Here is a 20,473-nt window from a genome sequence, read left to right as displayed (position 1 = left end):
GGATGACGGACATGACCGCCCCTACCCCGGCACCCGGTGACGAACGGCCCCGCGAGGGCTACTACCCGGACCCGTCCATCCCCGGCTACGTCCGTTACTGGAACGGCGCCGCGTGGGTGCCGGGCACCAGCCGCCCGGCTCCCTCCGGCGGCGAACCGCTCGCCCCGCCGCCCGGTTCCCGCCCCGCGACCCCCGCGGTGGAGGAGACCGGCCCGCACTTCTTCGACGAGGACCCGCAGCAGGGTGGATCCGGCTGGGCGGCCGAGGGGAGTGCCTGGGGCACCGACCCCCGGGCGGCGGCGGGTTCGCCGCCCCGGCCGGACGGCCGGTCGTCCCACACGGACGGCTCGGCGACGATCCCGCCGGCGGACCAGGGGGACGTCGACTCCGGCGGCACGTTCATCTTCCGCAGGCCGACGCTGGGCCCGGCGGGCACCCCGCCGGCCGACCGGCAGCCCATGGACGACGGCACGATGACCTTCCGCGCGGTCCGCGCCGAGAACCCACCGAACACGGGGGCGGCGACCGCCGGCACGGGTTCCGGCGGGGCCGGCGGACAGGATTCCGGTGCGGCGGGCGCGGGTGGTCGGGGCGCGGGTGCCGGCGCGGCCGGGTTCGGCGGTCCGGGTTCAGGCGGCCGAGGTGCCGGCGCCGGCGGACAGGGCGCCGCCGCGGCTTCGGGCGGGTTCGGTGCGCCGGGGTCCGGTGGTCCGGGCGCGGCCGGGGCCTCCGGGTCCGGTGGCCCCGGCGCTCAGGGCCCCGCCGGTGCACCCGGGTTCGGTGCGCAGGGCCCGGTGGGCGCTCCCGGTGGCGCCCGCCCCGGCTTCGGCGCCGGAAAGGCCGCCGCGGAACGCGCCGCCGCGGGCCCGGCTCCCGCCGCGCCCCAGGCCGTCGCTCCCGGGGTGCCCGCGCAGTCCGCCGGGCCGCAGGCTGCCGCCCCCATGGCCGCGGGGCCCGGCGGGGGGCAGTCCTCCTGGGCGCAGCAGGTGCATCAGCTCGCGGGTGACCAGCAGGTCGCGCCCTGGAAGCCGCCGGTGGAGGACGTCTTCCAGGCGGCCGCCCGGCGGCAGGCGTCGGCCCGCCCCGCCGGACTCGGCAAGCGGTTCGCCGCGCGGCTCGTCGACAGCCTGGTCGTCGGCATGGTGACCGCCGCGGCCGCCGTACCGTTCGGCACCCGGGCGGCCGACCACGTGCAGGACAAGATCGACGCGGCCAAGCTATCCGGCCGTACCGAGACCGTCTGGCTGCTCGACGGCACGACCGGCCTCTACCTCGGCATCGTGCTCGCCGTCCTGCTCCTCGTCGGCGTCCTCTACGAGGTGCTGCCCACCGCCAAGTGGGGCCGCACGCTCGGCAAGAAGCTGTTCGGCCTGGAGGTACGGGACATCGAGGGCCAGGAGCCCCCGGCGTTCGGCGCGGCGCTGCGCCGCTGGCTGGTGTACACGGTGCCCGGTCTGCTCGGCATCGGGATCGTCGGCGTCGCCTGGTGCCTGTTCGACCGGCCCTGGCACCAGTGCTGGCACGACAAGGCGGCGCACACCTTCGTCGCCGGCTGACGGGGCGTCGTACCCCGTACGGCCCCGCGCCGGATGCGGACCGGGCGGCTTCGCGGTCCACTCGGGCCATGAGCACCGAACCGCCCCCGGGCTCCGGACAGCCGCCGGAGGACGACCCGTTCAAGAAGCAGCCGCCGTCCGGTGAGCCGGGCGCGGGCCAGGGGCCGGGCTCGCCGTACGACACCCCGTACGGCGGCGCGCAGCCCCCGCCGCCCTCCTACGGCGGCGGTCCCCACGGAGCGGGTGGCGGCGGTCCCTACAACGGTGGCGGCGGCGGTCCCTACGGCGCGGGCGGCGCCGGTGGCTATCCCGCCGATCCGCTCGCCGGGATGCCGCCGCTCGCCGACAGCGGCAGACGCACCCTCGCCCGGATCATCGACATGGTCCTGGTGCTCATCGTGGTCTGGCTGCTCACCTGGGCCTTCGGGGTGCGCGAGTACCAGGTGAACGGCGACAAGATGGAGGTCGGCAAGTCCTTCGCGCAGTCGCTGGTGGCCGCCGTCCTGTTCGTCGGGTACGACACCCTGATGACCGTCAAGGCCGGGCAGACCCTCGGCAAGAAGTGGCTCGGCATGCGGGTCGCCGACCTGGCCGACGGCGCCACGCCCTCCGCCCAGACCTCGCTGGTGCGGGCCCTGGTGCTGTGGCTGCCGTTCGCCTTCTGCTGCGCCTGCGTGTGGACGGTCATCTGCGGCGGCTGGAGTTTCTTCGACAAGCCGTACAAGCAGGGGCTGCACGACAAGGCCGCGAAGACGGTCGTGGTCAGTACGAGGAACTGACACCGGGAGGGCAGGGGGCGCACAAGCAGTCGGCGGGTCCGTCAGTCTCACGGATCCGCCGACTTCGCTTGCTTCTCGGGTGTGCGTGCGTCAGGGCGCGGTGGGCTCCCGGACGGACTCGGCCGTGGCGGCGGCCACGGTCTCCCGGTGCAGGGGGATCCGCACCTGGGGCGACGCGATCGGGGCGGGCTCGGACTGTGCGACCGTGCGCGGCCGGGGGAGTGGCACCGTCATGGCGACCAGCAGTCCCAGACCGAGCGCCGCGAGCGCGATGACCGCGATCCCGATGCCCGAACTCGTCTGTGACAGCAGCAGCATGGCGAGCGTCGAGCAGATCACGGTGCACGAACCGTAGACGAGCTGTGCCGGGGTCGGACGAGGCATGGCAATCGTGTCCTCGGAAGATGTGGGGGTGAGACGGGGAGCCGGCCTTGCTTTCCACCGGCTTCCGGACGTTCCACCGTTCGACTCTATTCGCGTGCATGCCCGAGCGGAACGGCTGGTAAGCGTGACCTAACCCACGGTACCGGTGCACAGGGGGCGCACGGTCGCATGGCATACGGCATCCGGAGGCATATGCGCGCCGGTTGAGCGAGGCCCGTCAGGGGTCGACCCCTAGCACAGTGTCCGTAAAGCGAACTTCCTCTCCGCATAGTGCAGTTGAACTGTCCAAGTCAAGGTCTGTCTTTTCTCGTAAACCAGTAGTCAAATGACGTCACTTGAATCGACGCGTTGATCGTGCGCGCACGGATCCCTCCATGAATCCGGACCCCCCTTCCGTGCGCGCGGGCGCGGGGGAGGACCTCAAGTGACCAATAGATCCTGGACGTTGAGAGCGCTCGCCATCGGGGTGACACTCGCGACGGCATCCGCGGGCTTCACCACCTTCGCGGTCGCCCAGGCCGCGACGAAGCCGGCCAGCTCCACCGTCGACCGGAAGGATCCGTCGACGAAGCAGGACGAGCACAACCTCGACGGCCCCCTGAGCAAGACCCAGGAAGCCCAGCGGCAGGAGGCCCTCGACCAGGTCATATCCGGCAAGGCCCAGGTCAAGGACCGGGACGGCTCGAAGGTCGTCCAGCTCAAGGGCAAGAAGGGCGACAGCAAGTACGTCGAGCTCGGCCGGGAGAAGACCGACAAGATCTTCACCATCCTGGTGGAGTTCGGCGACCAGAGCGACCCCCGCTACGGCGGCACGGTCGGCCCGCTGCACAACCAGATAGCCGCGCCGGACCGCACCAAGGACAACTCCACGGCCTGGCAGGCGGACTACAACCAGGCCCACTTCCAGGACCTCTACTTCGGCACCGGCAAGAAGACCGAGTCGCTGAAGAAGTACTACGAGAAGCAGTCCTCGGGCCGCTACTCGGTCGACGGCGAGGTCACCGACTGGGTCAAGGTCCCCTACAACGAGGCCCGGTACGGCAACAACGCCTGCGGCTCCACCACCTGCTCCAGCGTCTGGAACCTGGTCCGTGACGGACTGACGTCCTGGGTCGCCGGCCAGAAGGCGGCCGGCGAGTCCGACGCCGCCATCAAGGCCGACCTCGCCCAGTACGACCAGTGGGACCGCTACGACTACGACGGCGACGGCAACTTCAACGAGCCCGACGGTTACGTCGACCACTTCCAGATCGTGCACGCCGGCGAGGACGAGTCCGCGGGCGGCGGCGCCCAGGGCACCGACGCCATCTGGGCGCACCGCTGGTACGCCTTCGGCACCGACGCCGGCGCCACCGGTCCCGCGGGCAACAAGCTCGGCGGCACCCAGGTCGGCGACACCGGCATCTGGGTCGGCGACTACACCATGCAGCCGGAGAACGGCGGACTCGGTGTCTACGCCCACGAGTACGGCCACGACCTCGGCCTGCCCGACGAGTACGACACCAACGGCGGCGAGAACTCCACCGGCTTCTGGACCCTGATGTCCTCCGGCTCCTGGCTGGGCACCGGCAAGGAGGCCATCGGCGACCTGCCCGGCGACATGAACGCCTGGGACAAGCTGCAGCTCGGCTGGCTCAACTACGACGTGGCCAAGGCCGGCGCGAAGTCCTCGCACAAGCTGGGCGTGGCCGAGTACAACACCAAGAACAAGCAGGCCCTGGTGGTCTCGCTGCCCGACAAGGCGGTCACCACCACCGTCGTCGCCCCGGCCCAGGGCTCGACCCAGTGGTGGAGCGGCAGCGGTGACAACCTCAAGAACACCCTGACCCGTGAGGTCGACCTGACGGGCAAGTCGTCGGCGGCGCTGAGCCTGGACGGCTGGTACGACATCGAGTCGGGCTACGACTACCTCTACGCCGAGGTGTCCACCGACGGCGGCGCCAACTGGACCGCCCTGGACGGCACGGCGGGCGGCCAGGCCATCCCGCGCGACGGCAGCGACAAGCCGGCGCTCACCGGTTCGGTCGACGCGTACACCAAGCTGTCGTACCCGCTGGACGCCTACGCGGGCCAGAAGATCCAGCTGCGCTTCCGCTACCAGACCGACGGCGGGGTCGCCCTGAAGGGCTTCGCGGCCGACGAGATCACGGTGACCGCGGACGGCTCGGCCCTCTTCTCCGACAACGCGGAGTCGGCGGACCCGGCTTGGACCGCGTCCGGCTTCTCCCGCATCGGCGCGTCCTTCACCAAGGAGTACGCGCAGTACTACATCGCGGAGAACCGCCAGTACGTGTCGTACGACAAGACCCTCAAGACCGGTCCGTACAACTTCGGCTTCTCGACGACCCGTCCGGACTGGGTGGAGCACTACCCGTACCAGAACGGCCTGTTGATCTGGAAGTGGGACACCTCCGAGGCGGACGACAACACCAGCGTCCACCCGGGAACGGGTCTCATCCTCCCGATCGACTCGCACCCGGCGCCGCTGAAGTGGTCCAACGGCACGCTGATGCGCAACCGCGTCCAGGCGTACGACTCGCCGTTCAGCCTCTACGCGAGCGACGGGATCACGCTCCACAACGCGGACGTGGCGACCAAGATCAGGCAGTCGTCCGGGGTGTCGGTCTTCAACGACCACAAGAGCACCTACTACGACGCCTCGAACCCGGCCGCCGGTGTCAAGATCACTGACACCAATACGAAGATCAACATTGTCACGGAGGCCCGAGACGGCTCGACGATCTCCCTCCAGGTGGGCCCTGCGGTGAAGTAGCTCGCATCTTCGCAGGTCAGAGACGTATCGGCGGTGACCCCCTGGCGGGTCGCCGCCGATCGTGTTTAGGTGCGTCCTGTGGCTTTCTTATTGACACCGACTCGTACGGGGGTATGACCGCATGGCCGCAGGAGGGTTCTGCAAGCTGCCGAACGGCAGCGTGGTGGTGGCACTGAACCTGCCCAGCCCCGCCCCTGCCGGGGGCACCGCCGGGGTACGGGTACTGGTCCTCGCCCAGAACCGCGCCCGCGCTCTGACCAGGCTCCGCAACCTGGGCATGCGTGCCGTCTACCTGCGGGGCAACGCCGCCCCGCCGACCCCGGACGAGATCACGGCCGTCCTCCACCACCCCGACGGCCTCATATGGCGAACGGCCCCTGACAACGGTGTCACGGTGACGGAGCTGTGGCATCCGATCAGGGCCCTGCTGCGCCGGCCGGCCGCCCAGGCCTGACTCCCCGGCCTCTCCTTCGGGCCCGACCGGAGCTGTCCCTTCAGACGACGGGCTTCCCGGTCAGCTCCACGCCTGCCTCGCGCAGTTCCTGGAGCGCCGCGGCGGTGGTCTCCGCGGCGACCCCGGCGGTCAGGTCGAGCAGGACGTGCGTGCGGAAGCCCTCCTTCGCGGCGTCCAGCGCGGTGGCCCGCACGCAGTGGTCCGTGGCGATCCCGACGACGTCCACCTCGGTGATCTCCCGGGCGCGGAGCCAGTCGGCCAGCGGGACCCCGTTCTCGTCCGTGCCCTCGAAGCCGCTGTAGGCGGCCGAGTACGCGCCCTTGCTGAACACCGCGTCCACCGCGCCGGAGGCGACCGCCGGGGCGAAGTTCGGATGGAAGCCGACGCCCTCCGTGCCGGCCACGCAGTGCGCCGGCCAGCTGTGCACGTAGTCGGGGTTGTCCGCGAAGTGGCCGCCCGGCGCGATGTGGTGGTCGCGGGTCGCCACCACGTGGCGGTAGCCGGCGGGCGCCTGCCCGATCAGCTCCGTGACCGCGGCGGCCACGTCGGCGCCGCCCGCCACCGCGAGGCTGCCCCCCTCACAGAAGTCGTTCTGCACATCAACGACGATCAAGGCGCGGCGCATGGTCGGTGTCCTTCGCAGTCGGTATCGGGTCTGTCGAGGGGGGAGACGCGGAAAGAAGGGGTGCGGGCCCGGCCTGAACCTCCGAGCGTAGAGACTTACGGGGGCGTAGGGGAGGGGGCTTTGCGGGGCGCGTACGCGGGCACCCGCTCTAGCTACCCGAGCGCCCCTGGACGTACTCCGTCGGAAGGACCGCTTCTCCGCGGGAGAGCTGGGTCGCGGACAGCGGCAGGTTGGCCTTGGCCGCCGCATGGCGCGCGCGGGACGCGTCGAGCGGTTCGCGGGCTGCCACCTGTCCGGACTTCACCAGTTCGACCAGCAGCTGCTGGTCGACGAGGCCGGCCGGCACCTCCCCGGTGCCGATGACCTCCGCCTCCGCCACCCCTTCGGCGTCCAGCCGCCGCGCCGCCCACTTGCGGCCGCCGACGGACGTCTTGCCGCCGGACGATTTCTTGGCGACCGGCAGCAGCGGGGCCTTCGGGTCGGCGGACCCGGCGCGGGCGACCAGCTTGTAGACCATGGAGCAGGTGGGGTGCCCGGAGCCGGTGACCAGCTGGGTACCGACGCCGTACGCGTCCACGGGCGCCGCGGCCAGCGAGGCGATGGCGTACTCGTCCAGGTCGGAGGTGACGATGATCCGGGTGTCGTTCGCGCCCAGCTCGTCCAGCTGCTGCCGGACCCGGTGGGCGACCAGCAGCAGGTCGCCGGAGTCGATACGGACGGCGCCCAGCTCGGGGCCGGCCACCTCGACGGCGGTACGGACCGCCTCGGCGACGTCGTAGGTGTCGACCAGCAGGGTGGTTCCCCGGCCGAGCGAGTCGACCTGGGCCTGGAAGGCGTCCCGCTCGTGGTCGTGGAGCAGGGTGAAGGCGTGGGCGGAGGTGCCCACCGTCGGGATGCCGTAGCGGAAGCCGGCCGCCAGGTCGGAGGTGGTCGCGAAGCCGCCGACGTAGGCGGCGCGGGAGGCGGCCACGGCGGCCAGCTCGTGGGTGCGGCGGGCGCCCATCTCGATCAGCGGGCGGTCGCCGGCGGCCGAGGCCATCCGGGAGGCGGCGGCCGCGATCGCCGAGTCGTGGTTGAGGATGGAGAGGATCACGGTCTCCAGGAGCACGCACTCGGCGAAGGAGCCCTCCACCCGCATGATCGGCGAGCCCGGGAAGTAGACCTCGCCCTCGGGGTAGCCCCAGATGTGACCTCTGAAGCGGTAGCCGGCGAGCCAGCGCAGGGTGGGCTCGTCGACGATCTTCCGCTCGGCCAGGAAGCCGAGGACGTCCGGGTCGAACCGGAAGTTCTCCACGGCGTCCAGGACCCGTCCGGTGCCCGCCACGACGCCGTACCGGCGCCCTTCGGGGAGCCGCCGGGTGAAGACCTCGAAGACGCTGCGCCGCTCGGCCGTACCGGCCCTGAGCGCGGCCTGCAGCATCGTCAGTTCGTACTGGTCCGTGAAGAGCGCCGTCGAGGGAACATCCACCGGCAGCCCAAGGTCCGCTACATCCACGACAGCTCTCCTACGCTATGAATCTCCGGGTGCCCCGGGGCTTGCCGGGGGTCCGGCCCGCGGCGCAGCCGCTATCGGGTGTCGCGTCCCCCGGGGTATGCGGCATGACTGGAGATGCTACCCCCATCTCGTCAGTGTGACGATTTGTGGGGCGCGTGGCAGCATGGGCCATGTGACGTCACCCGCTCCCGTAGAGATCGAACGTACCGAGTCGGCGGAGGAGGTCTTCGCCGTACCCGAGCCCGACGTCCCCTGGGTGACGATCGTGCACAACGACCCCGTCAACCTCATGAGCTATGTGACGTACGTCTTCCAGACGTACTTCGGCTATCCCAAGGACAAGGCCACCAAGCTCATGCTGGATGTCCACCACAAGGGCCGGGCGGTCGTCTCCAGCGGCAGCCGCGAGGAGATGGAGCGCGACGTGCAGGCGATGCACGGCTACGGCCTGTGGGCCACCCTCCAGCAGGACCGGAAATGACCCCCCGCCGGCCGGACCGGAAATGATCCCCGGCCCGCAGGACCGGACGTAGCCAGACCCCTCGACCAGCACCGGAAGCAGCGAACCCCCTCCATGCCAGGAATCTTCGAACCGCTCCCCGGCGGCGGCGCGGCCGTCGCGCTCGACGACGTCGAGATCTCGATCATCCGGACGCTGGCCGTCCAGCTGCTGGAACTCATCGGCCCCGGCCCCGCCGAGGACGCCCCCGACGACCCGCTCGCCGAACTCTTCGCGGAGGGGCCCAGCGAGGCGCCCTCCGACCCGGTGCTGCGCCGGCTCTTCCCGGACGCCTACGGCGACCCGGAGCGGGTGCCCGACTCCTCGCAGGAGGCCGAGGAGCAGCAGGCCCACTCGGCCGAGTTCCGCCGCTACACCGAGAACGACCTCAGGGCCGGCAAGCGGGAGAGCGCCCTCGCGGTGATCCGCTCCCTGGACGCGCTGGCCCCGGTGGGGGAGGGCGGAGCGGTCCTGAAGCTGGCGCCCGAGGAGTCCCGGCAGTGGCTCGGCGCCCTCAACGACCTGCGCCTCGCCATCGGCTCCCGCCTCGACATCACCGACGAGGACGACACCGATCTGCTCTACCGGCTCCCCGACGAGGACCCGCGCAAGCCGATGGTGATGGCCTATCTGTGGCTCGGCGGCCTCCAGGAGACCCTGGTCACCACCCTTATGCCGTAATCCGTCCCGTTTTTGCGTTCGCTCAGAGGACGCTCAAATCCGGATAACGATCCTGTCACCGTTGCGGCCGGGTATGACATTTTCTGCCCCGCTTTGTCCGCTTCTTCCTGTGGTGTGCGCCACAATCCCCTTCGGCGGAACCCGGTGATCAATATTGCGGCCGTGATAAATCTTCACGACCGCCCGGCGACACCACCCATGTGTCCGTCCGGGTGCGCCACCGAACCGGCAACAGCCGGTCAGGCACCACTCCAGCAATCCGGGGGGATCGAAACCCGATCCGCGGCCGACCAGAGGCCCGGGTCGGCATGGAGAAAGGCGCACACCACACATGACCTCCGCTCAGGTCGACACGTCGGAGCAGTCCTCCGAAGCCTCGGAAGAGGGGTACGAGCGCGGGCTCGGCAGCCGCCAGGTCCAGATGATCGCCATCGGCGGCGCCATCGGCGTCGGCCTCTTCCTGGGTGCCGGGGCGAACATCGCCAAGGCCGGACCCAGTCTCATCCTGATGTACGCCCTCGCGGGCGGCATCATCTTCTTCATCATGCGGGCGCTCGGTGAGCTGCTCCTGTACCGCCCGGTCTCCGGCTCCTTCGCCGAGTACTCTCGGGAGTTCCTCGGCCCGTTCTTCGGCTACTTCACCGGCTGGACGTACTGGCTGATGTGGGTCGTCACCGGCATGGCCGAACTGACGGCCGCCGCGATCTACGTCAACTACTGGTTCCCGTCCGTCCCCCAGTGGGTGACCGCGCTGGTCTTCCTGGTGATCCTCTTCGGGGTCAACCTGATCTCCGTGAAGGTCTTCGGAGAGCTGGAGTTCTGGTTCTCCATGGTCAAGGTCACCGCCCTGATCGGCATGATCGTGATCGGTCTCGGCGTCCTCACCTTCGGCTTCAGCGCCGCCGGTGACACCGCGTCGGTCGCGAACCTCTACCAGTTCGACGGCTTCTTCCCCAAGGGCGTCGGCTCCTCCCTGATGACCCTCCAGGGCGTCATGTTCGCCTACCTCGCGGTCGAGCTGGTCGGCGTCACCGCCGGCGAGTCCGAGAACCCGGAGAAGACCCTCCCCAAGGCGATCAACACGCTCCCCTGGCGCATCGCCCTCTTCTACGTCGGTGCGCTCACGGTGATCCTCTGCGTCGTGAAGTGGACGGAGTTCGCCCCGGGCGTCTCCCCGTTCGTCGCGGCCTTCGCGAAGATCGGCATCCCGGCCGGCGCCGGCATCGTCAACTTCGTCGTCCTGACCGCCGCGCTGTCCTCCTGCAACTCCGGCATGTACTCCACCGGCCGGATGCTGCGGAACCTGGCCGACAGCGGCGAGGCCCCGGCCGTGTTCCGGAAGCTGTCCGCGTCCAAGACCCCGGCGCTCGGCATCACCGTCTCGGTGCTCTTCATGGGCATCGGCGTGGTCCTCAACTACATCGTCCCGGAGAAGGCGTTCGGGTACGTCACCTCGGTGGCCACCGCGGCCGGCATCTGGACCTGGCTGATGATCCTGATCAGCCACGTCCTCTACCGCCGCGCGGTCGACGCCGGCCGGCTGCCCGCGTCCTCCTTCCCGGCGCCGGGAGGGGCGGTGTGCAGCTGGATCGCCATCGTCTTCCTGCTCTTCGTGACCGGCCTGATCGCGTACGACGGCGACTCCCGGGTCTGCCTGTACGTGATGGCCGGCTGGGCCGCCGCGCTCGGCATCGGCTGGCTGGTCCTCAAGTCGCGCAACCCGGAGATCGCCGAGCGGCGCGAGCGGGCGCCGCTGGAGAAGGTGAGCTGACCCCTCTCGCCACCCCCCAGGACGTCCCGTCGCAGGGAGCACTCGTGGCGCCCCCTGCGGCAGCCGCTCAGGACGTCCGGCATATGGGCCGCCCCGTACCAGCCTTCGGTACGGGGCGGCCCTCTGCTTATCCTGGCCGACATGCTGACCATCACCCAGGCCCTCGTCGACCAGATCGTCGCCCACGCGCGCAAGGACCACCCCGACGAGGCGTGCGGGGTCGTCGCGGGGGCGGCCGGCTCGGACCGGCCCGAGCGGTTCATCCCGATGCTGAACGCGGCGATGTCCCCGACGTTCTACGAGTTCGACTCCGGCGACCTCCTCAGGCTCTACCGCGAGATGGACGACCGCGACGAGGAGCCGGTGGTCGTCTACCACTCCCACACGGCGACGGAGGCGTACCCGTCCCGGACGGACATCAGCTACGCGAACGAGCCGGGCGCCCACTACGTCCTGGTCTCGACTGCCGACACCGACGGTCTGGGCGACTTCCAGTTCCGCTCCTTCCGCATCGTGGCGGGCGAGGTCACGGAGGAGGAGGTCGACGTCGTCGAGGGGTACTGAGCCGGTTCTCCTCCGCGCCGCGGACCCGGACTTCTCCGCCCCGACGGCGCTCAGCCGCGACGGCGGACTTCGGCGGTGCCGGGCCGGCCGGTGGTGCCGGGCCGGCCGGTGGGCACCCGCCGGCCGGTGGGGGCTGGTCGCGCAGTTCCCCGCGCCCCGGGGAGTGTCTCAACCCTCGGTCGGAAAGTGTCCGTCATCCGGGATCACACTGCGGGACCCGCACCGGGAATCGATACGATGACCCCATGGTTTCCTTCGACGTGAGCGAGAAGGCGGCGGGCGGCATGCTCGTGGCGCGGCTGCACGTCGACCTGTGCAGGCTGAACAGCGCCATCTGTTGACGTTCCCTGCCGCCGTACGGCCGTGAGCCGCGGCGTGCCGCTGCGCGCCCACCCACCCAGACTTTCCGACAGGAGCCCTGAGCCATGGCCATCGAGGTCCGCATCCCGACCATCCTCCGCCAGTACACCGACGGTCAGAAGGCGGTGGAGGGCAGCGGTGAGACCATCGCCGACCTCTTCAACGACCTCGAGACCCGGCACGCCGGCATCCACGCCCGCATCGTGGACGACGGCAAGCTGCGCCGTTTCGTCAACGTGTACCTGAACGACGAGGACGTCCGTTTCGTCGACGGCATCGAGACCAAGCTGACCGACGGCGACACCGTGACGATCCTGCCGGCGGTCGCCGGCGGTATGGCCTGAGATCGGCATGCGCTACGACTCCCCGTTGGCCGCGGTCGGCAACACCCCCCTGGTGCGCCTGCCGCGGCTCTCGCCGTCCGCCGACGTCCGGATCTGGGCCAAGCTGGAGGACCGCAACCCGACCGGCTCGGTCAAGGACCGTCCCGCCCTGCACATGATCGAGCAGGCGGAGAAGGACGGCCGGCTCACCCCGGGCTGCACCATCCTGGAGCCGACCTCGGGCAACACCGGCATCTCGCTGGCGATGGCGGCGAAGCTCAAGGGCTACCGCATGGTGTGCGTGATGCCGGAGAACACCTCGCAGGAGCGCCGGGACCTGCTGGGCATGTGGGGTGCGGAGATCATCTCCAGTCCGGCGGCCGGCGGTTCCAACACCGCCGTGCGGGTGGCCAAGGAGATCGCCGCCGAGCACCCGGACTGGGTGATGCTCTACCAGTACGGCAACCCGGACAACGCGGGGGCGCACTACGCGACGACCGGTCCGGAGATCCTCGCCGACCTCCCCTCGGTCACGCACTTCGTCGCCGGGCTCGGCACCACCGGCACCCTCATGGGCGTCGGCCGGTACCTGCGTGAGCAGAAGCCGGACGTGAGGATCGTCGCCGCCGAACCCCGGTACGACGACCTCGTGTACGGGCTCAGGAACCTCGACGAGGGCTTCGTACCCGAGTTGTACGACGCCTCCGTGCTCACCACCCGCTACTCGGTGGGCTCGGCGGACGCCGTCACCCGGACCCGGGAACTCCTCCAGCAGGAGGGCATCTTCGCGGGCGTCTCCACCGGCGCCGCGCTGCACGCCGCGATCGGCGTCGGGAAGAAGGCCGTACAGGCCGGCGAGAGCGCCGACATCGTGTTCGTCGTCGCCGACGGCGGCTGGAAGTACCTGTCGACCGGGGTCTACACGGCCGCCACGACCGAGGAAGCCATCGAGACCCTCCAGGGTCAGCTCTGGGCATAGCCCTCATCATGCACGCGCCAACCCCCTCCTATGAGGGGGCTAAGCGCTGTCCATGCCGGAGCAAAGATCTTCCTCCGGGGGGACCGGGCTTCGCCGAACCCGACTAGCTTCTCCTCCGTCCTGTTCATGCCATGCATGTCGGCATCGCAGGGTGTTCGAAATGTCATGCTCATGACTGCGCGCACTCTGCCGCCGCTACGCGCGTCACGGGCCTGCCTTGTAACCCCACCGATGGAGGCAGTACCCCCATGCGTGAATCACGACGGAGCCTGCGAAGACTCCTGGCCGTAGCCTTCCCCGCCCTAGCCCTCGCCGTGTCCGGATTCGTCGCGGCACCCACCGCCGGGGCCGCCCAGCCCGCGGCCGCGGCACCCCACACCACCACCAAGGTCACCCAGAACTCCAAGGCGCTCAGCGACCCCGCCCGCCAGGCCGTGCACAGCACCGGCAAGGCCGGCCAGAAGGTGCCCACCAAGCACCTGTGCGCCACCGCCACCAAGGCCGGCCAGGTCTCCTGCTTCGCGCAGCGCCGGACCGACATCAAGCAGCAACTGGCCTCCGCGCTCGCCGCCGCCCCCTCCGGCCTGAGCCCCTCGAACCTGCACAGCGCCTACAACCTGCCCTCGACGGGCGGCTCCGGCCTGACCGTTGCCGTGGTCGACGCCTACAACGACCCCAACGCGGCCTCCGACCTGGCCACTTACCGCTCGCAGTACGGCCTGTCCGCCTGCACCAAGGCCAACGGCTGCTTCAAGCAGGTCAGTCAGACCGGTTCGACGACCTCCCTGCCGACCAACGACACCGGCTGGGCCGGTGAAGAGGCGCTCGACATCGACATGGTCAGCGCGGTCTGCCCGAACTGCAACATCATCCTCGTCGAGGCCAACTCCGCCACCGACTCCGACCTCGGCACCGCCGAGAACGAGGCCGTCGCGCTCGGCGCCAAGTTCGTCTCCAACAGCTGGGGCGGCTCCGAGTCCTCCTCCCAGACCAGCGAGGACACCTCGTACTTCAAGCACCCGGGCGTCGCGATCACCGTCTCCTCCGGTGACTCCGCCTACGGCGCCGAGTACCCGGCGACCTCCCAGTACGTGACCGCCGTCGGCGGCACCGCGCTCTCCACCTCCTCCGGCACCCGCGGCTGGACCGAGTCCGTCTGGAAGACCAGCAGCACCGAGGGCACCGGCTCCGGCTGCTCCGCCTACGACGCCAAGCCGAGCTGGCAGACCGACACCGGCTGCTCCAAGCGCATGGAGTCCGACGTCTCCGCGGTCGCCGACCCGGCCACCGGCGTGGCGGTCTACGACACCTACGGCGGCTCCGGCTGGGCGGTCTACGGCGGCACGAGTGCCTCCTCGCCGATCATCGCCGGTGTGTACGCCCTCGCGGGCACCCCGGGTTCGAGCGACTACCCGGCGAAGTACCCCTACAGCCACACCGGCAACCTGTACGACGTGACCAGCGGCAACAACGGCTCCTGCTCGCCGTCGTACTTCTGCACCGCCGGCACCGGCTACGACGGCCCGACCGGCTGGGGCACCCCCAACGGCACCGCCGCCTTCACCTCCGGCACCAGCACCGGCAACACGGTGACCGTCACCAACCCCGGCAGCCAGTCCACCGCCACCGGCAGCTCGGTCAGCCTGCAGATCTCGGCCTCCGACAGCGCGGGCGCGACCCTCACCTACAGCGCCTCCGGCCTGCCCACCGGCCTGTCCATCTCCAGCTCCACCGGCCTGATCTCCGGTACGGCGTCCACCGCGGGCACCTACAGCGCCACCGTCACCGCGACCGACTCCACCGGCGCCTCCGGCTCCGCCTCCTTCACCTGGACCGTCAGCACCAGCGGCGGCGGCACCTGCACTTCCGCCCAACTGCTCGGCAACGCGGGCTTCGAGTCGGGCAACACCACCTGGACCGCCTCCAGCGGGGTCATCACCAACGACACCGGCGAGGCTGCCCACGCCGGCTCCTACAAGGCCTGGCTGGACGGTTACGGCTCCACCCACACCGACACGCTCTCCCAGTCGGTGACCGTCCCCTCCGGCTGCAAGGCCACCTTCACCTTCTACCTGCACGTCGACACCGCCGAGACCACCACCAGCACCCAGTACGACAAGCTGACGGTGTCCGCCGGTTCGACCACCCTGGCGACGTACTCGAACCTCAACGCCGCCACCGGCTACACCCAGAAGTCCTTCGACCTGTCGTCGTACGCGGGCTCGACCGTCACCCTGAAGTTCAGCGGTGTCGAGGACTCCTCCCTGCAGACCAGCTTCGTCGTCGACGACACCGCCGTCACGACCAGCTGACCCCGCCCGCCGAGTGACCGGATCCCGCCCCCGGAAGCCGTCCGGGGGCGGGATCCGTACGTCCGGCTGATACGTCACATCGGCACCAAGGGTTCCGTTCCCGACGGAAAGGCGGACACCCCATGCGCCGTACGACGGTCCACCGCGCGTCGCTCGCCGCGGCGACCCTCCTCCTGCTGGCGGGCTGCGGCTCGCAGAGCGGGAGCACCGACCAGGGCAGCGGCAAGGTGTCTCCCTCGCCGGCCCCCTCCAGCCCCGGCGCGAGCGGCTCCTCCGGCAGTTGCACGCCCCTGACCTCCGAACTCACCGCCGCCGACAACCGCAGTACGGTCTGCGTGGCGGTCGGCGGGCAGCTCCGGCTCGCCCTCGACGGCACCCGGCAGCGCCCCTGGAAGACGGTCACGGCGAGCGGCTCCGCGCTGCGGGCCACCAACGGCGGGATCGTGCTCCAGCCCGGGGACGCCTCCGCCGCCTACACCGCGGTGGCCGCCGGCACCGTCACCCTCACCTCGTCCCGCCCGCTGTGCGCCGAGCCCACCGCGCCCGGCGGGGTCTCCTGCAAGGGCATCCAGGAGTGGCAGGTCACCGTCAGGGTGAAGTGACCCTCAGGGGGCCAGGTGCCGCACCTGGTCCCACAGCACCGGGTCGACCACGCCCACCCGGCGCCGGAACTCCCACACCGACACCTCGCGCAACTCGTCCGTCTCCAGGAAGCTCGGCCGGCCATGGGCGTCCCCGACCGAGCCCGGCGGCAGCGGGATCACCCCGGCCCGCTCGTCGTGGTACTTGCTGGTGATCTTGGCGACGGTCGCATGGTTGCCGCGCACCGCCAGCACCAGACAGGGCCGGTCCTTGGCGCCCGGCCCGTCCTCGTAGGGCACGTTGGCCCACCAGATGTCCCCCGGATGAGGCCGGCCCGTCTGCACGCGCGTGCCGCGCGGATGCCCCGGCGGGCGGGTGCGCTGTCCACGCGGACGATGCCCCCGGCCCCATCCGTCGACGAGCGTGGCGACCAGCGCCAGCAGGACGACTGCCGCGAGCGCGAGCCACCATGACGTGTCCATACGACGACGTTACCGGCGCGAGATAACCGATGCGCGCCCTTGCGCGATCCTTATGCGCCCCTGGTCCAGCCGAACCGGTGACAGCACAGGTGAGTTCGCCCACAACGGCCCCTGGCGGAGGAGCGACCGGCCCTTTTGCGCCTTACGCTCGACAAACCGCACGACCCCCGCTCACCTCTCTTCTCCGACTCCAGTTCCCGGTTGTTCCGGGTGTTCCGCCAACGGAGGTTTCTGCTTCATGAAGCTCACCGTCGTCGGCTGCTCGGGGTCGTTCCCGTCCGCGGAATCGGCCTGCTCGAGCTACCTCGTAGAGGCCGACGGCTTCCGGCTGCTCCTCGACATGGGCAACGGCGCCCTTGGCGAGCTGCAGCGCCACTGCGGTCTCTACGACCTCGACGCGATCTTCCTGAGCCATCTGCACGCCGACCACTGCATCGACATGTGCGCCTACTTCGTGGCGCGCTACTACCGCCACGACGGCGGACCGTGCCCCCCGATCCCGGTCTACGGCCCCGAGGGCACCGAGCACCGCCTCACCACGGCCTACGCCGACACCCCCACCGCCTCCTCGATGAGCGAGGTCTTCGACTTCCACACGGTCAAGCCGTCCACGTTCGACCTCGGACCCTTCACGGTCCACACCGAGCGGGTCCGCCATCCCGTGGAGGCCTACGGTGTCCGCGTCGAACACGGCGGGAAGTCCCTGACGTACTCGGGCGACACCGGCGTCACGGACGCGCTCGAATCGCTGGCCCGGGACACCGACCTGTTCCTGTGCGAGGCGGCCTTCACGCACGGCAAGGAGAACATCCCGGACCTGCACCTCAACGGCCGCGAGGCCGGCGAGACCGCCGCCCGCGCCGGCGCCCGCCGGCTGGTCCTCACCCACATCCCGCCGTGGACCGACCCCGCCGTCAACCTCGCCGACGCCCGCGAGGTCTTCGACGGCCCGGTGGACCTGGCGGCGCCCCGCGTCGTCTACGAGATCTGACACGTCGTACCACGGGGTTCAGGCCTGCAGATACGGCAAGGCCCCCGCAGCCGCCGGGCTGCGGGGGCCTCGTCAGGCCGGGACGGGACTCACGCCTTCGTGAGGTCCTCGACCTCCTCCTCGGGCTCGCGGCCCGGGGTGGGGAGGTTGAACCTGATGATCGCGAAGCGGAAGACGAAGTAGTAGATCGCGCCGAACACCAGGCCGATCGGAATGATCAGCCAGGGCTTGGTCGCCAGGTTCCAGTTGAGCGCGTAGTCGATCGCACCCGCGGAGAAGGTGAAGCCCGCATGCACCCCGAGCGCCCAGGTGATCGCCATGGACAGGGCGGTGAGCACCGCGTGGATCACGTACAGCAGCGGCGCGATGAACATGAAGGTGAACTCGATCGGCTCGGTCACACCGGTCACGAACGAGGTCAGCGCCATCGACATCATCATGCCCATCACGGCCGCGCGGCGCTCCGGGCGGGCGGTGTGCGCGATGGCGAGGGCGGCGGCCGGCAGGCCGAACATCATGATGGGGAAGAAGCCGGACATGAACTGACCGGCCGTCGGGTCACCGGCGAAGAAGCGGGTGAGGTCACCGTGGACGATCTGGCCGGAGGCGTCCTTGAAGTCGCCGATCTGGAACCAGGAGACGGTGTTCACGAACTGGTGCATGCCGACCGGGATCAGCGCGCGGTTGATCAGACCGAACAGACCGGCACCGAAGGCGCCCAGACCGGTGATCCACTCACCGAAGTTCGAGATGCCCTCACCGATCGGCTTCCAGATCAGACCGAAGAAGACGCCCATCACCGTGCCGACGAAGGCCATGATGATCGGGACGAGCCGGCGGCCGTTGAAGAAGCCGAGCCAGTCCACCAGCTTGGTCCGGTGGAAGCGCTGCCAGACCACCGCGCCCAGCAGACCCATCACCAGGCCGCCCAGCACACCCGGGTTGTTGTACGTCGCGGCTATGTCCGCGCCCGCCTGGACCTTCGCGTCGGTGACGGGGAACGCGGTGAGGACGTTCTTGTAGACCAGGAAGCCGACCAGGGCGGCCAGCGCCGTGGAGCCGTCCGACTTCTTGGCGAAGCCGATCGCGACACCGATGCAGAACAGCATGGGGAGGTTGTCGAAGATCGCGCCGCCCGCCGTGGCGAACACCGAGGTGACCTTGTCGGGCAGGTGCAGCTTGTCGTGGATGTCCTGCTGACCGAAGCGAAGCAGCAGACCCGCCGCCGGCAGCACGGCGATCGGGAGCTGGAGACTGCGGCCGACCTTCTGCAGGCCCTGGAACAGACCGGATCCCCACTTCTTTGTGGGAGCCGCCGTTGTGGTGGCGGTTGTCATACTTCCTCCATCGGTGGTGGTCTACACCACTCAGTGGTGTAGACCTGTTGTACACGATGGGGGCGTTATAAGGAACCCGTCAATTCCGCAACAGGAGAATCACGTTTTGTACGCCGTCCGGGAACCGGCCGGCTAAGCCTTGGTGACGTCCTCCACCTCCTCCTCCGGCTCCCTCCCCGGGGTCTTCAGATCGAACCTCGTGATGGCGAACCGGAAGACCACGTAGTAGACCGCCGCGAAGCACAGACCGATCGGGACGATGGCCCAAGGTCTGGTCGCCAGGTTCCAGTTGATGACGTAGTCGATCAGCCCCGCCGAGAAGCTGAACCCGTCGTGCACCCCGAGCCCCCACGTCACCGCCATCGACACCCCCGTCAGCAACGCGTGCACCGCGTACAGCAGCGGGGCGATGAAGAGGAACGAGTACTCGAGCGGCTCGGTGATCCCCGTGACGAACGACGTCAGCGCCACCGACAGCATCAGACCGCCGATCTCCTTGCGCCGGTGCGGCTTCGCACAGTGCGTCATGGCCAGCGCGGCGGCCGGCAGCGCGAACATCATGATCGGGAAGAACCCGGACGTGAACTGCCCCGCGTCCGGATCGCCCGCCAGGAACATGTTGATGTCCCCGTGCACCGTCCGGCCGTCCGGCGTGGTGTAACTGCCGAACTGGAACCAGATGGGCACGTTCAGGAACTGGTGCAGCCCGATGACGAGCAACGCCCGGTTCGCGACCCCGAACACCCCCGCACCCCAGGCGCCGGCATCCCGCAGCCAGTGGCTGAAACTCTCCAGCCCGTCGCCGACCGGCGGCCACACCCACAGGCACAGCACCGCGAAGACGATCGCGACGAACGACATGATGATCGGCACCAGCCGCCGCCCATTGAAGAAACCCAGCCAGTCCACCAGCCTCGTACGGTGGAAACGGGCCCAGAAATACGCGGTCAGCAGCCCCATCGCGATCCCGCCGAAGACACCGGGATTCTGGAACGTGAACGTCGACACCGACCCGTCGCTCACCTGACAGCCGATCCCCGGCAGCGCCCTGGACCCACCCGGGCAACCCTCCGGGAACTGGTGCAGCACCCCGTAATAGACGAGGAAGCCCGCCACCGCCGCCAGCGCCGTCGACCCGTCCGCCTTCTTCGCCATCCCGATCGCGACGCCGACGCAGAACAGCAACGGAAGCCCGACCGACCCGTCGAGCAACGCGCCCCCCGCGCCCTGCATCACCTTGGAGACATCCGTCCAGCCAAGGCCCTGGTCCCCGAACACGTCGGGCTGCCCCAGCCGGTTCAGGATCCCCGCCGCCGGCAGCACCGCGATCGGCAGCTGCAGGCTCCGGCCCATCTTCTGCAGCCCCTGGAAAAGAACGTTCCACCGCTCCCGCGCGGGACTGACCGTGCTGTCGGCGCTCTCGGCACTCATGGGCGCGTCCTCCGGGCCGCTCGGCTCCACCCCAGGGGGTTTGGCGACCGCCCATCCGCTGGTGTAGACCAGTTGACGACGGTTCCGCCGCAGTG

At 70.0% G+C, this 20,473-nt stretch carries 20 protein-coding genes; 14 read left to right on the top strand and 6 right to left on the bottom strand.

Features of this window, described 5'->3' with window-relative positions; all coding sequences use genetic code 11:
- Positions 1-11: 11 nt before the first annotated feature.
- Together ACWDGI_RS07500 and ACWDGI_RS07495 are read left to right on the top strand one after the other, a co-directional pair.
- Positions 12-1,556, top strand: coding sequence for an RDD family protein (locus ACWDGI_RS07500; RefSeq protein WP_450756293.1), 1,545 nt, complete (start codon positions 12-14; stop codon positions 1,554-1,556).
- A 68-nt stretch (positions 1,557-1,624) separates the two neighbouring features.
- Entirely contained in the window at positions 1,625-2,335 is a 711-nt protein-coding gene (locus tag ACWDGI_RS07495; protein ID WP_450756291.1) for an RDD family protein, read from the top strand.
- A 90-nt stretch (positions 2,336-2,425) separates the two neighbouring features.
- On the opposite strand, the gene ACWDGI_RS07490 is transcribed toward ACWDGI_RS07495, so the two are convergent.
- Positions 2,426-2,719: a hypothetical protein gene (locus ACWDGI_RS07490; RefSeq protein WP_450756289.1), complete on the bottom strand. Its 294-nt coding sequence runs from the start codon at positions 2,717-2,719 to the stop codon at positions 2,426-2,428.
- 424 nt (positions 2,720-3,143) lie between these two features.
- Here ACWDGI_RS07490 and ACWDGI_RS07485 point away from each other — a divergent pair, with 424 nt between their 5' ends.
- Both ACWDGI_RS07485 and ACWDGI_RS07480 read left to right on the top strand, forming a co-directional pair.
- On the top strand, positions 3,144-5,492 hold the full coding sequence (locus ACWDGI_RS07485) for an immune inhibitor A domain-containing protein (protein WP_450756287.1): 2,349 nt from the start codon (positions 3,144-3,146) through the stop codon (positions 5,490-5,492).
- 121 nt (positions 5,493-5,613) lie between these two features.
- Positions 5,614-5,946, top strand: a complete 333-nt coding sequence (locus ACWDGI_RS07480; RefSeq protein ID WP_362576929.1) for a hypothetical protein — start codon at positions 5,614-5,616, stop codon at positions 5,944-5,946.
- A 40-nt stretch (positions 5,947-5,986) separates the two neighbouring features.
- Here ACWDGI_RS07480 and ACWDGI_RS07475 read toward each other — a convergent pair whose 3' ends face one another.
- Complete coding sequence (locus ACWDGI_RS07475; protein WP_450756284.1) at positions 5,987-6,571, bottom strand: isochorismatase family protein; 585 nt, start codon at positions 6,569-6,571, stop codon at positions 5,987-5,989.
- Between the two features lie 148 nt (positions 6,572-6,719).
- Positions 6,720-8,066 (bottom strand): nicotinate phosphoribosyltransferase, encoded by a 1,347-nt coding sequence (locus ACWDGI_RS07470; protein ID WP_450756282.1) that lies wholly within the window; start codon positions 8,064-8,066, stop codon positions 6,720-6,722.
- A 163-nt stretch (positions 8,067-8,229) separates the two neighbouring features.
- Here ACWDGI_RS07470 and clpS point away from each other — a divergent pair, with 163 nt between their 5' ends.
- The 9 genes from clpS to ACWDGI_RS07425 all read left to right on the top strand — a co-directional run bounded on the left by clpS (position 8,230) and on the right by ACWDGI_RS07425 (position 16,157).
- Positions 8,230-8,547, top strand: coding sequence for an ATP-dependent Clp protease adapter ClpS (gene clpS, locus ACWDGI_RS07465; RefSeq protein WP_351701234.1), 318 nt, complete (start codon positions 8,230-8,232; stop codon positions 8,545-8,547).
- Positions 8,548-8,640: 93 nt separating this feature from the next.
- Entirely contained in the window at positions 8,641-9,246 is a 606-nt protein-coding gene (locus ACWDGI_RS07460; protein WP_450756280.1) for a DUF2017 domain-containing protein, read from the top strand.
- A 331-nt stretch (positions 9,247-9,577) separates the two neighbouring features.
- Complete coding sequence (locus ACWDGI_RS07455; RefSeq protein WP_450756278.1) at positions 9,578-11,017, top strand: amino acid permease; 1,440 nt, start codon at positions 9,578-9,580, stop codon at positions 11,015-11,017.
- A gap of 141 nt (positions 11,018-11,158) precedes the next feature.
- Positions 11,159-11,581, top strand: a complete 423-nt coding sequence (locus ACWDGI_RS07450; protein WP_450756277.1) for a Mov34/MPN/PAD-1 family protein — start codon at positions 11,159-11,161, stop codon at positions 11,579-11,581.
- Positions 11,582-11,826: 245 nt separating this feature from the next.
- A complete protein-coding gene (locus ACWDGI_RS07445; RefSeq protein WP_450756275.1) occupies positions 11,827-11,922 on the top strand; it encodes a putative leader peptide in 96 nt (31 codons plus the stop codon).
- 84 nt (positions 11,923-12,006) lie between these two features.
- A complete protein-coding gene (locus ACWDGI_RS07440; RefSeq protein ID WP_351701220.1) occupies positions 12,007-12,285 on the top strand; it encodes a MoaD/ThiS family protein in 279 nt (92 codons plus the stop codon).
- A gap of 7 nt (positions 12,286-12,292) precedes the next feature.
- Complete coding sequence (locus ACWDGI_RS07435; protein ID WP_351322961.1) at positions 12,293-13,243, top strand: PLP-dependent cysteine synthase family protein; 951 nt, start codon at positions 12,293-12,295, stop codon at positions 13,241-13,243.
- Between the two features lie 248 nt (positions 13,244-13,491).
- Positions 13,492-15,555, top strand: a complete 2,064-nt coding sequence (locus tag ACWDGI_RS07430; RefSeq protein ID WP_450756273.1) for a putative Ig domain-containing protein — start codon at positions 13,492-13,494, stop codon at positions 15,553-15,555.
- 122 nt (positions 15,556-15,677) lie between these two features.
- Positions 15,678-16,157: a hypothetical protein gene (locus ACWDGI_RS07425; protein WP_450756271.1), complete on the top strand. Its 480-nt coding sequence runs from the start codon at positions 15,678-15,680 to the stop codon at positions 16,155-16,157.
- Positions 16,158-16,160: 3 nt separating this feature from the next.
- Here ACWDGI_RS07425 and ACWDGI_RS07420 read toward each other — a convergent pair whose 3' ends face one another.
- A complete protein-coding gene (locus ACWDGI_RS07420) occupies positions 16,161-16,619 on the bottom strand; it encodes a type II toxin-antitoxin system PemK/MazF family toxin (RefSeq protein WP_450756269.1) in 459 nt (152 codons plus the stop codon).
- Between the two features lie 238 nt (positions 16,620-16,857).
- Between ACWDGI_RS07420 and ACWDGI_RS07415 the strand changes: the two genes are divergently transcribed.
- Positions 16,858-17,610 carry an MBL fold metallo-hydrolase gene (locus ACWDGI_RS07415; protein ID WP_450756267.1) on the top strand — a complete coding sequence of 251 codons (753 nt, stop codon included), beginning with the start codon at positions 16,858-16,860 and terminating at the stop codon, positions 17,608-17,610.
- Between the two features lie 89 nt (positions 17,611-17,699).
- On the opposite strand, the gene ACWDGI_RS07410 is transcribed toward ACWDGI_RS07415, so the two are convergent.
- Complete coding sequence (locus ACWDGI_RS07410) at positions 17,700-18,947, bottom strand: PTS transporter subunit EIIC (RefSeq protein ID WP_450756265.1); 1,248 nt, start codon at positions 18,945-18,947, stop codon at positions 17,700-17,702.
- Between the two features lie 132 nt (positions 18,948-19,079).
- Positions 19,080-20,378 carry a PTS transporter subunit EIIC gene (locus ACWDGI_RS07405; protein ID WP_450756263.1) on the bottom strand — a complete coding sequence of 433 codons (1,299 nt, stop codon included), beginning with the start codon at positions 20,376-20,378 and terminating at the stop codon, positions 19,080-19,082.
- Positions 20,379-20,473 lie beyond the last annotated feature (95 nt).

The organism is Streptomyces sp. NPDC001220, assembly GCF_053597895.1.
This window is presented reverse-complemented; position numbering and strand designations above follow the sequence as displayed.

Bases quoted from the DNA above. Each gene is read 5' to 3' on its own strand.
- ACWDGI_RS07500 (WP_450756293.1), top strand. From the start codon at position 12: ATGACCGCCCCTACCCCGGCACCCGGTGACGAACGGCCCCGCGAGGGC.
- ACWDGI_RS07495 (WP_450756291.1), top strand. From the start codon at position 1,625: ATGAGCACCGAACCGCCCCCGGGCTCCGGACAGCCGCCGGAGGACGAC.
- ACWDGI_RS07490 (WP_450756289.1), bottom strand. From the start codon at position 2,719: ATGCCTCGTCCGACCCCGGCACAGCTCGTCTACGGTTCGTGCACCGTG.
- ACWDGI_RS07480 (WP_362576929.1), top strand. From the start codon at position 5,614: ATGGCCGCAGGAGGGTTCTGCAAGCTGCCGAACGGCAGCGTGGTGGTG.
- ACWDGI_RS07475 (WP_450756284.1), bottom strand. From the start codon at position 6,571: ATGCGCCGCGCCTTGATCGTCGTTGATGTGCAGAACGACTTCTGTGAG.
- clpS (WP_351701234.1), top strand. From the start codon at position 8,230: ATGGGCCATGTGACGTCACCCGCTCCCGTAGAGATCGAACGTACCGAG.
- ACWDGI_RS07460 (WP_450756280.1), top strand. From the start codon at position 8,641: ATGCCAGGAATCTTCGAACCGCTCCCCGGCGGCGGCGCGGCCGTCGCG.
- ACWDGI_RS07455 (WP_450756278.1), top strand. From the start codon at position 9,578: ATGACCTCCGCTCAGGTCGACACGTCGGAGCAGTCCTCCGAAGCCTCG.
- ACWDGI_RS07450 (WP_450756277.1), top strand. From the start codon at position 11,159: ATGCTGACCATCACCCAGGCCCTCGTCGACCAGATCGTCGCCCACGCG.
- ACWDGI_RS07445 (WP_450756275.1), top strand. From the start codon at position 11,827: ATGGTTTCCTTCGACGTGAGCGAGAAGGCGGCGGGCGGCATGCTCGTG.
- ACWDGI_RS07440 (WP_351701220.1), top strand. From the start codon at position 12,007: ATGGCCATCGAGGTCCGCATCCCGACCATCCTCCGCCAGTACACCGAC.
- ACWDGI_RS07435 (WP_351322961.1), top strand. From the start codon at position 12,293: ATGCGCTACGACTCCCCGTTGGCCGCGGTCGGCAACACCCCCCTGGTG.
- ACWDGI_RS07430 (WP_450756273.1), top strand. From the start codon at position 13,492: ATGCGTGAATCACGACGGAGCCTGCGAAGACTCCTGGCCGTAGCCTTC.
- ACWDGI_RS07425 (WP_450756271.1), top strand. From the start codon at position 15,678: ATGCGCCGTACGACGGTCCACCGCGCGTCGCTCGCCGCGGCGACCCTC.
- ACWDGI_RS07420 (WP_450756269.1), bottom strand. From the start codon at position 16,619: ATGGACACGTCATGGTGGCTCGCGCTCGCGGCAGTCGTCCTGCTGGCG.
- ACWDGI_RS07415 (WP_450756267.1), top strand. From the start codon at position 16,858: ATGAAGCTCACCGTCGTCGGCTGCTCGGGGTCGTTCCCGTCCGCGGAA.
- ACWDGI_RS07410 (WP_450756265.1), bottom strand. From the start codon at position 18,947: ATGACAACCGCCACCACAACGGCGGCTCCCACAAAGAAGTGGGGATCC.
- ACWDGI_RS07405 (WP_450756263.1), bottom strand. From the start codon at position 20,378: ATGAGTGCCGAGAGCGCCGACAGCACGGTCAGTCCCGCGCGGGAGCGG.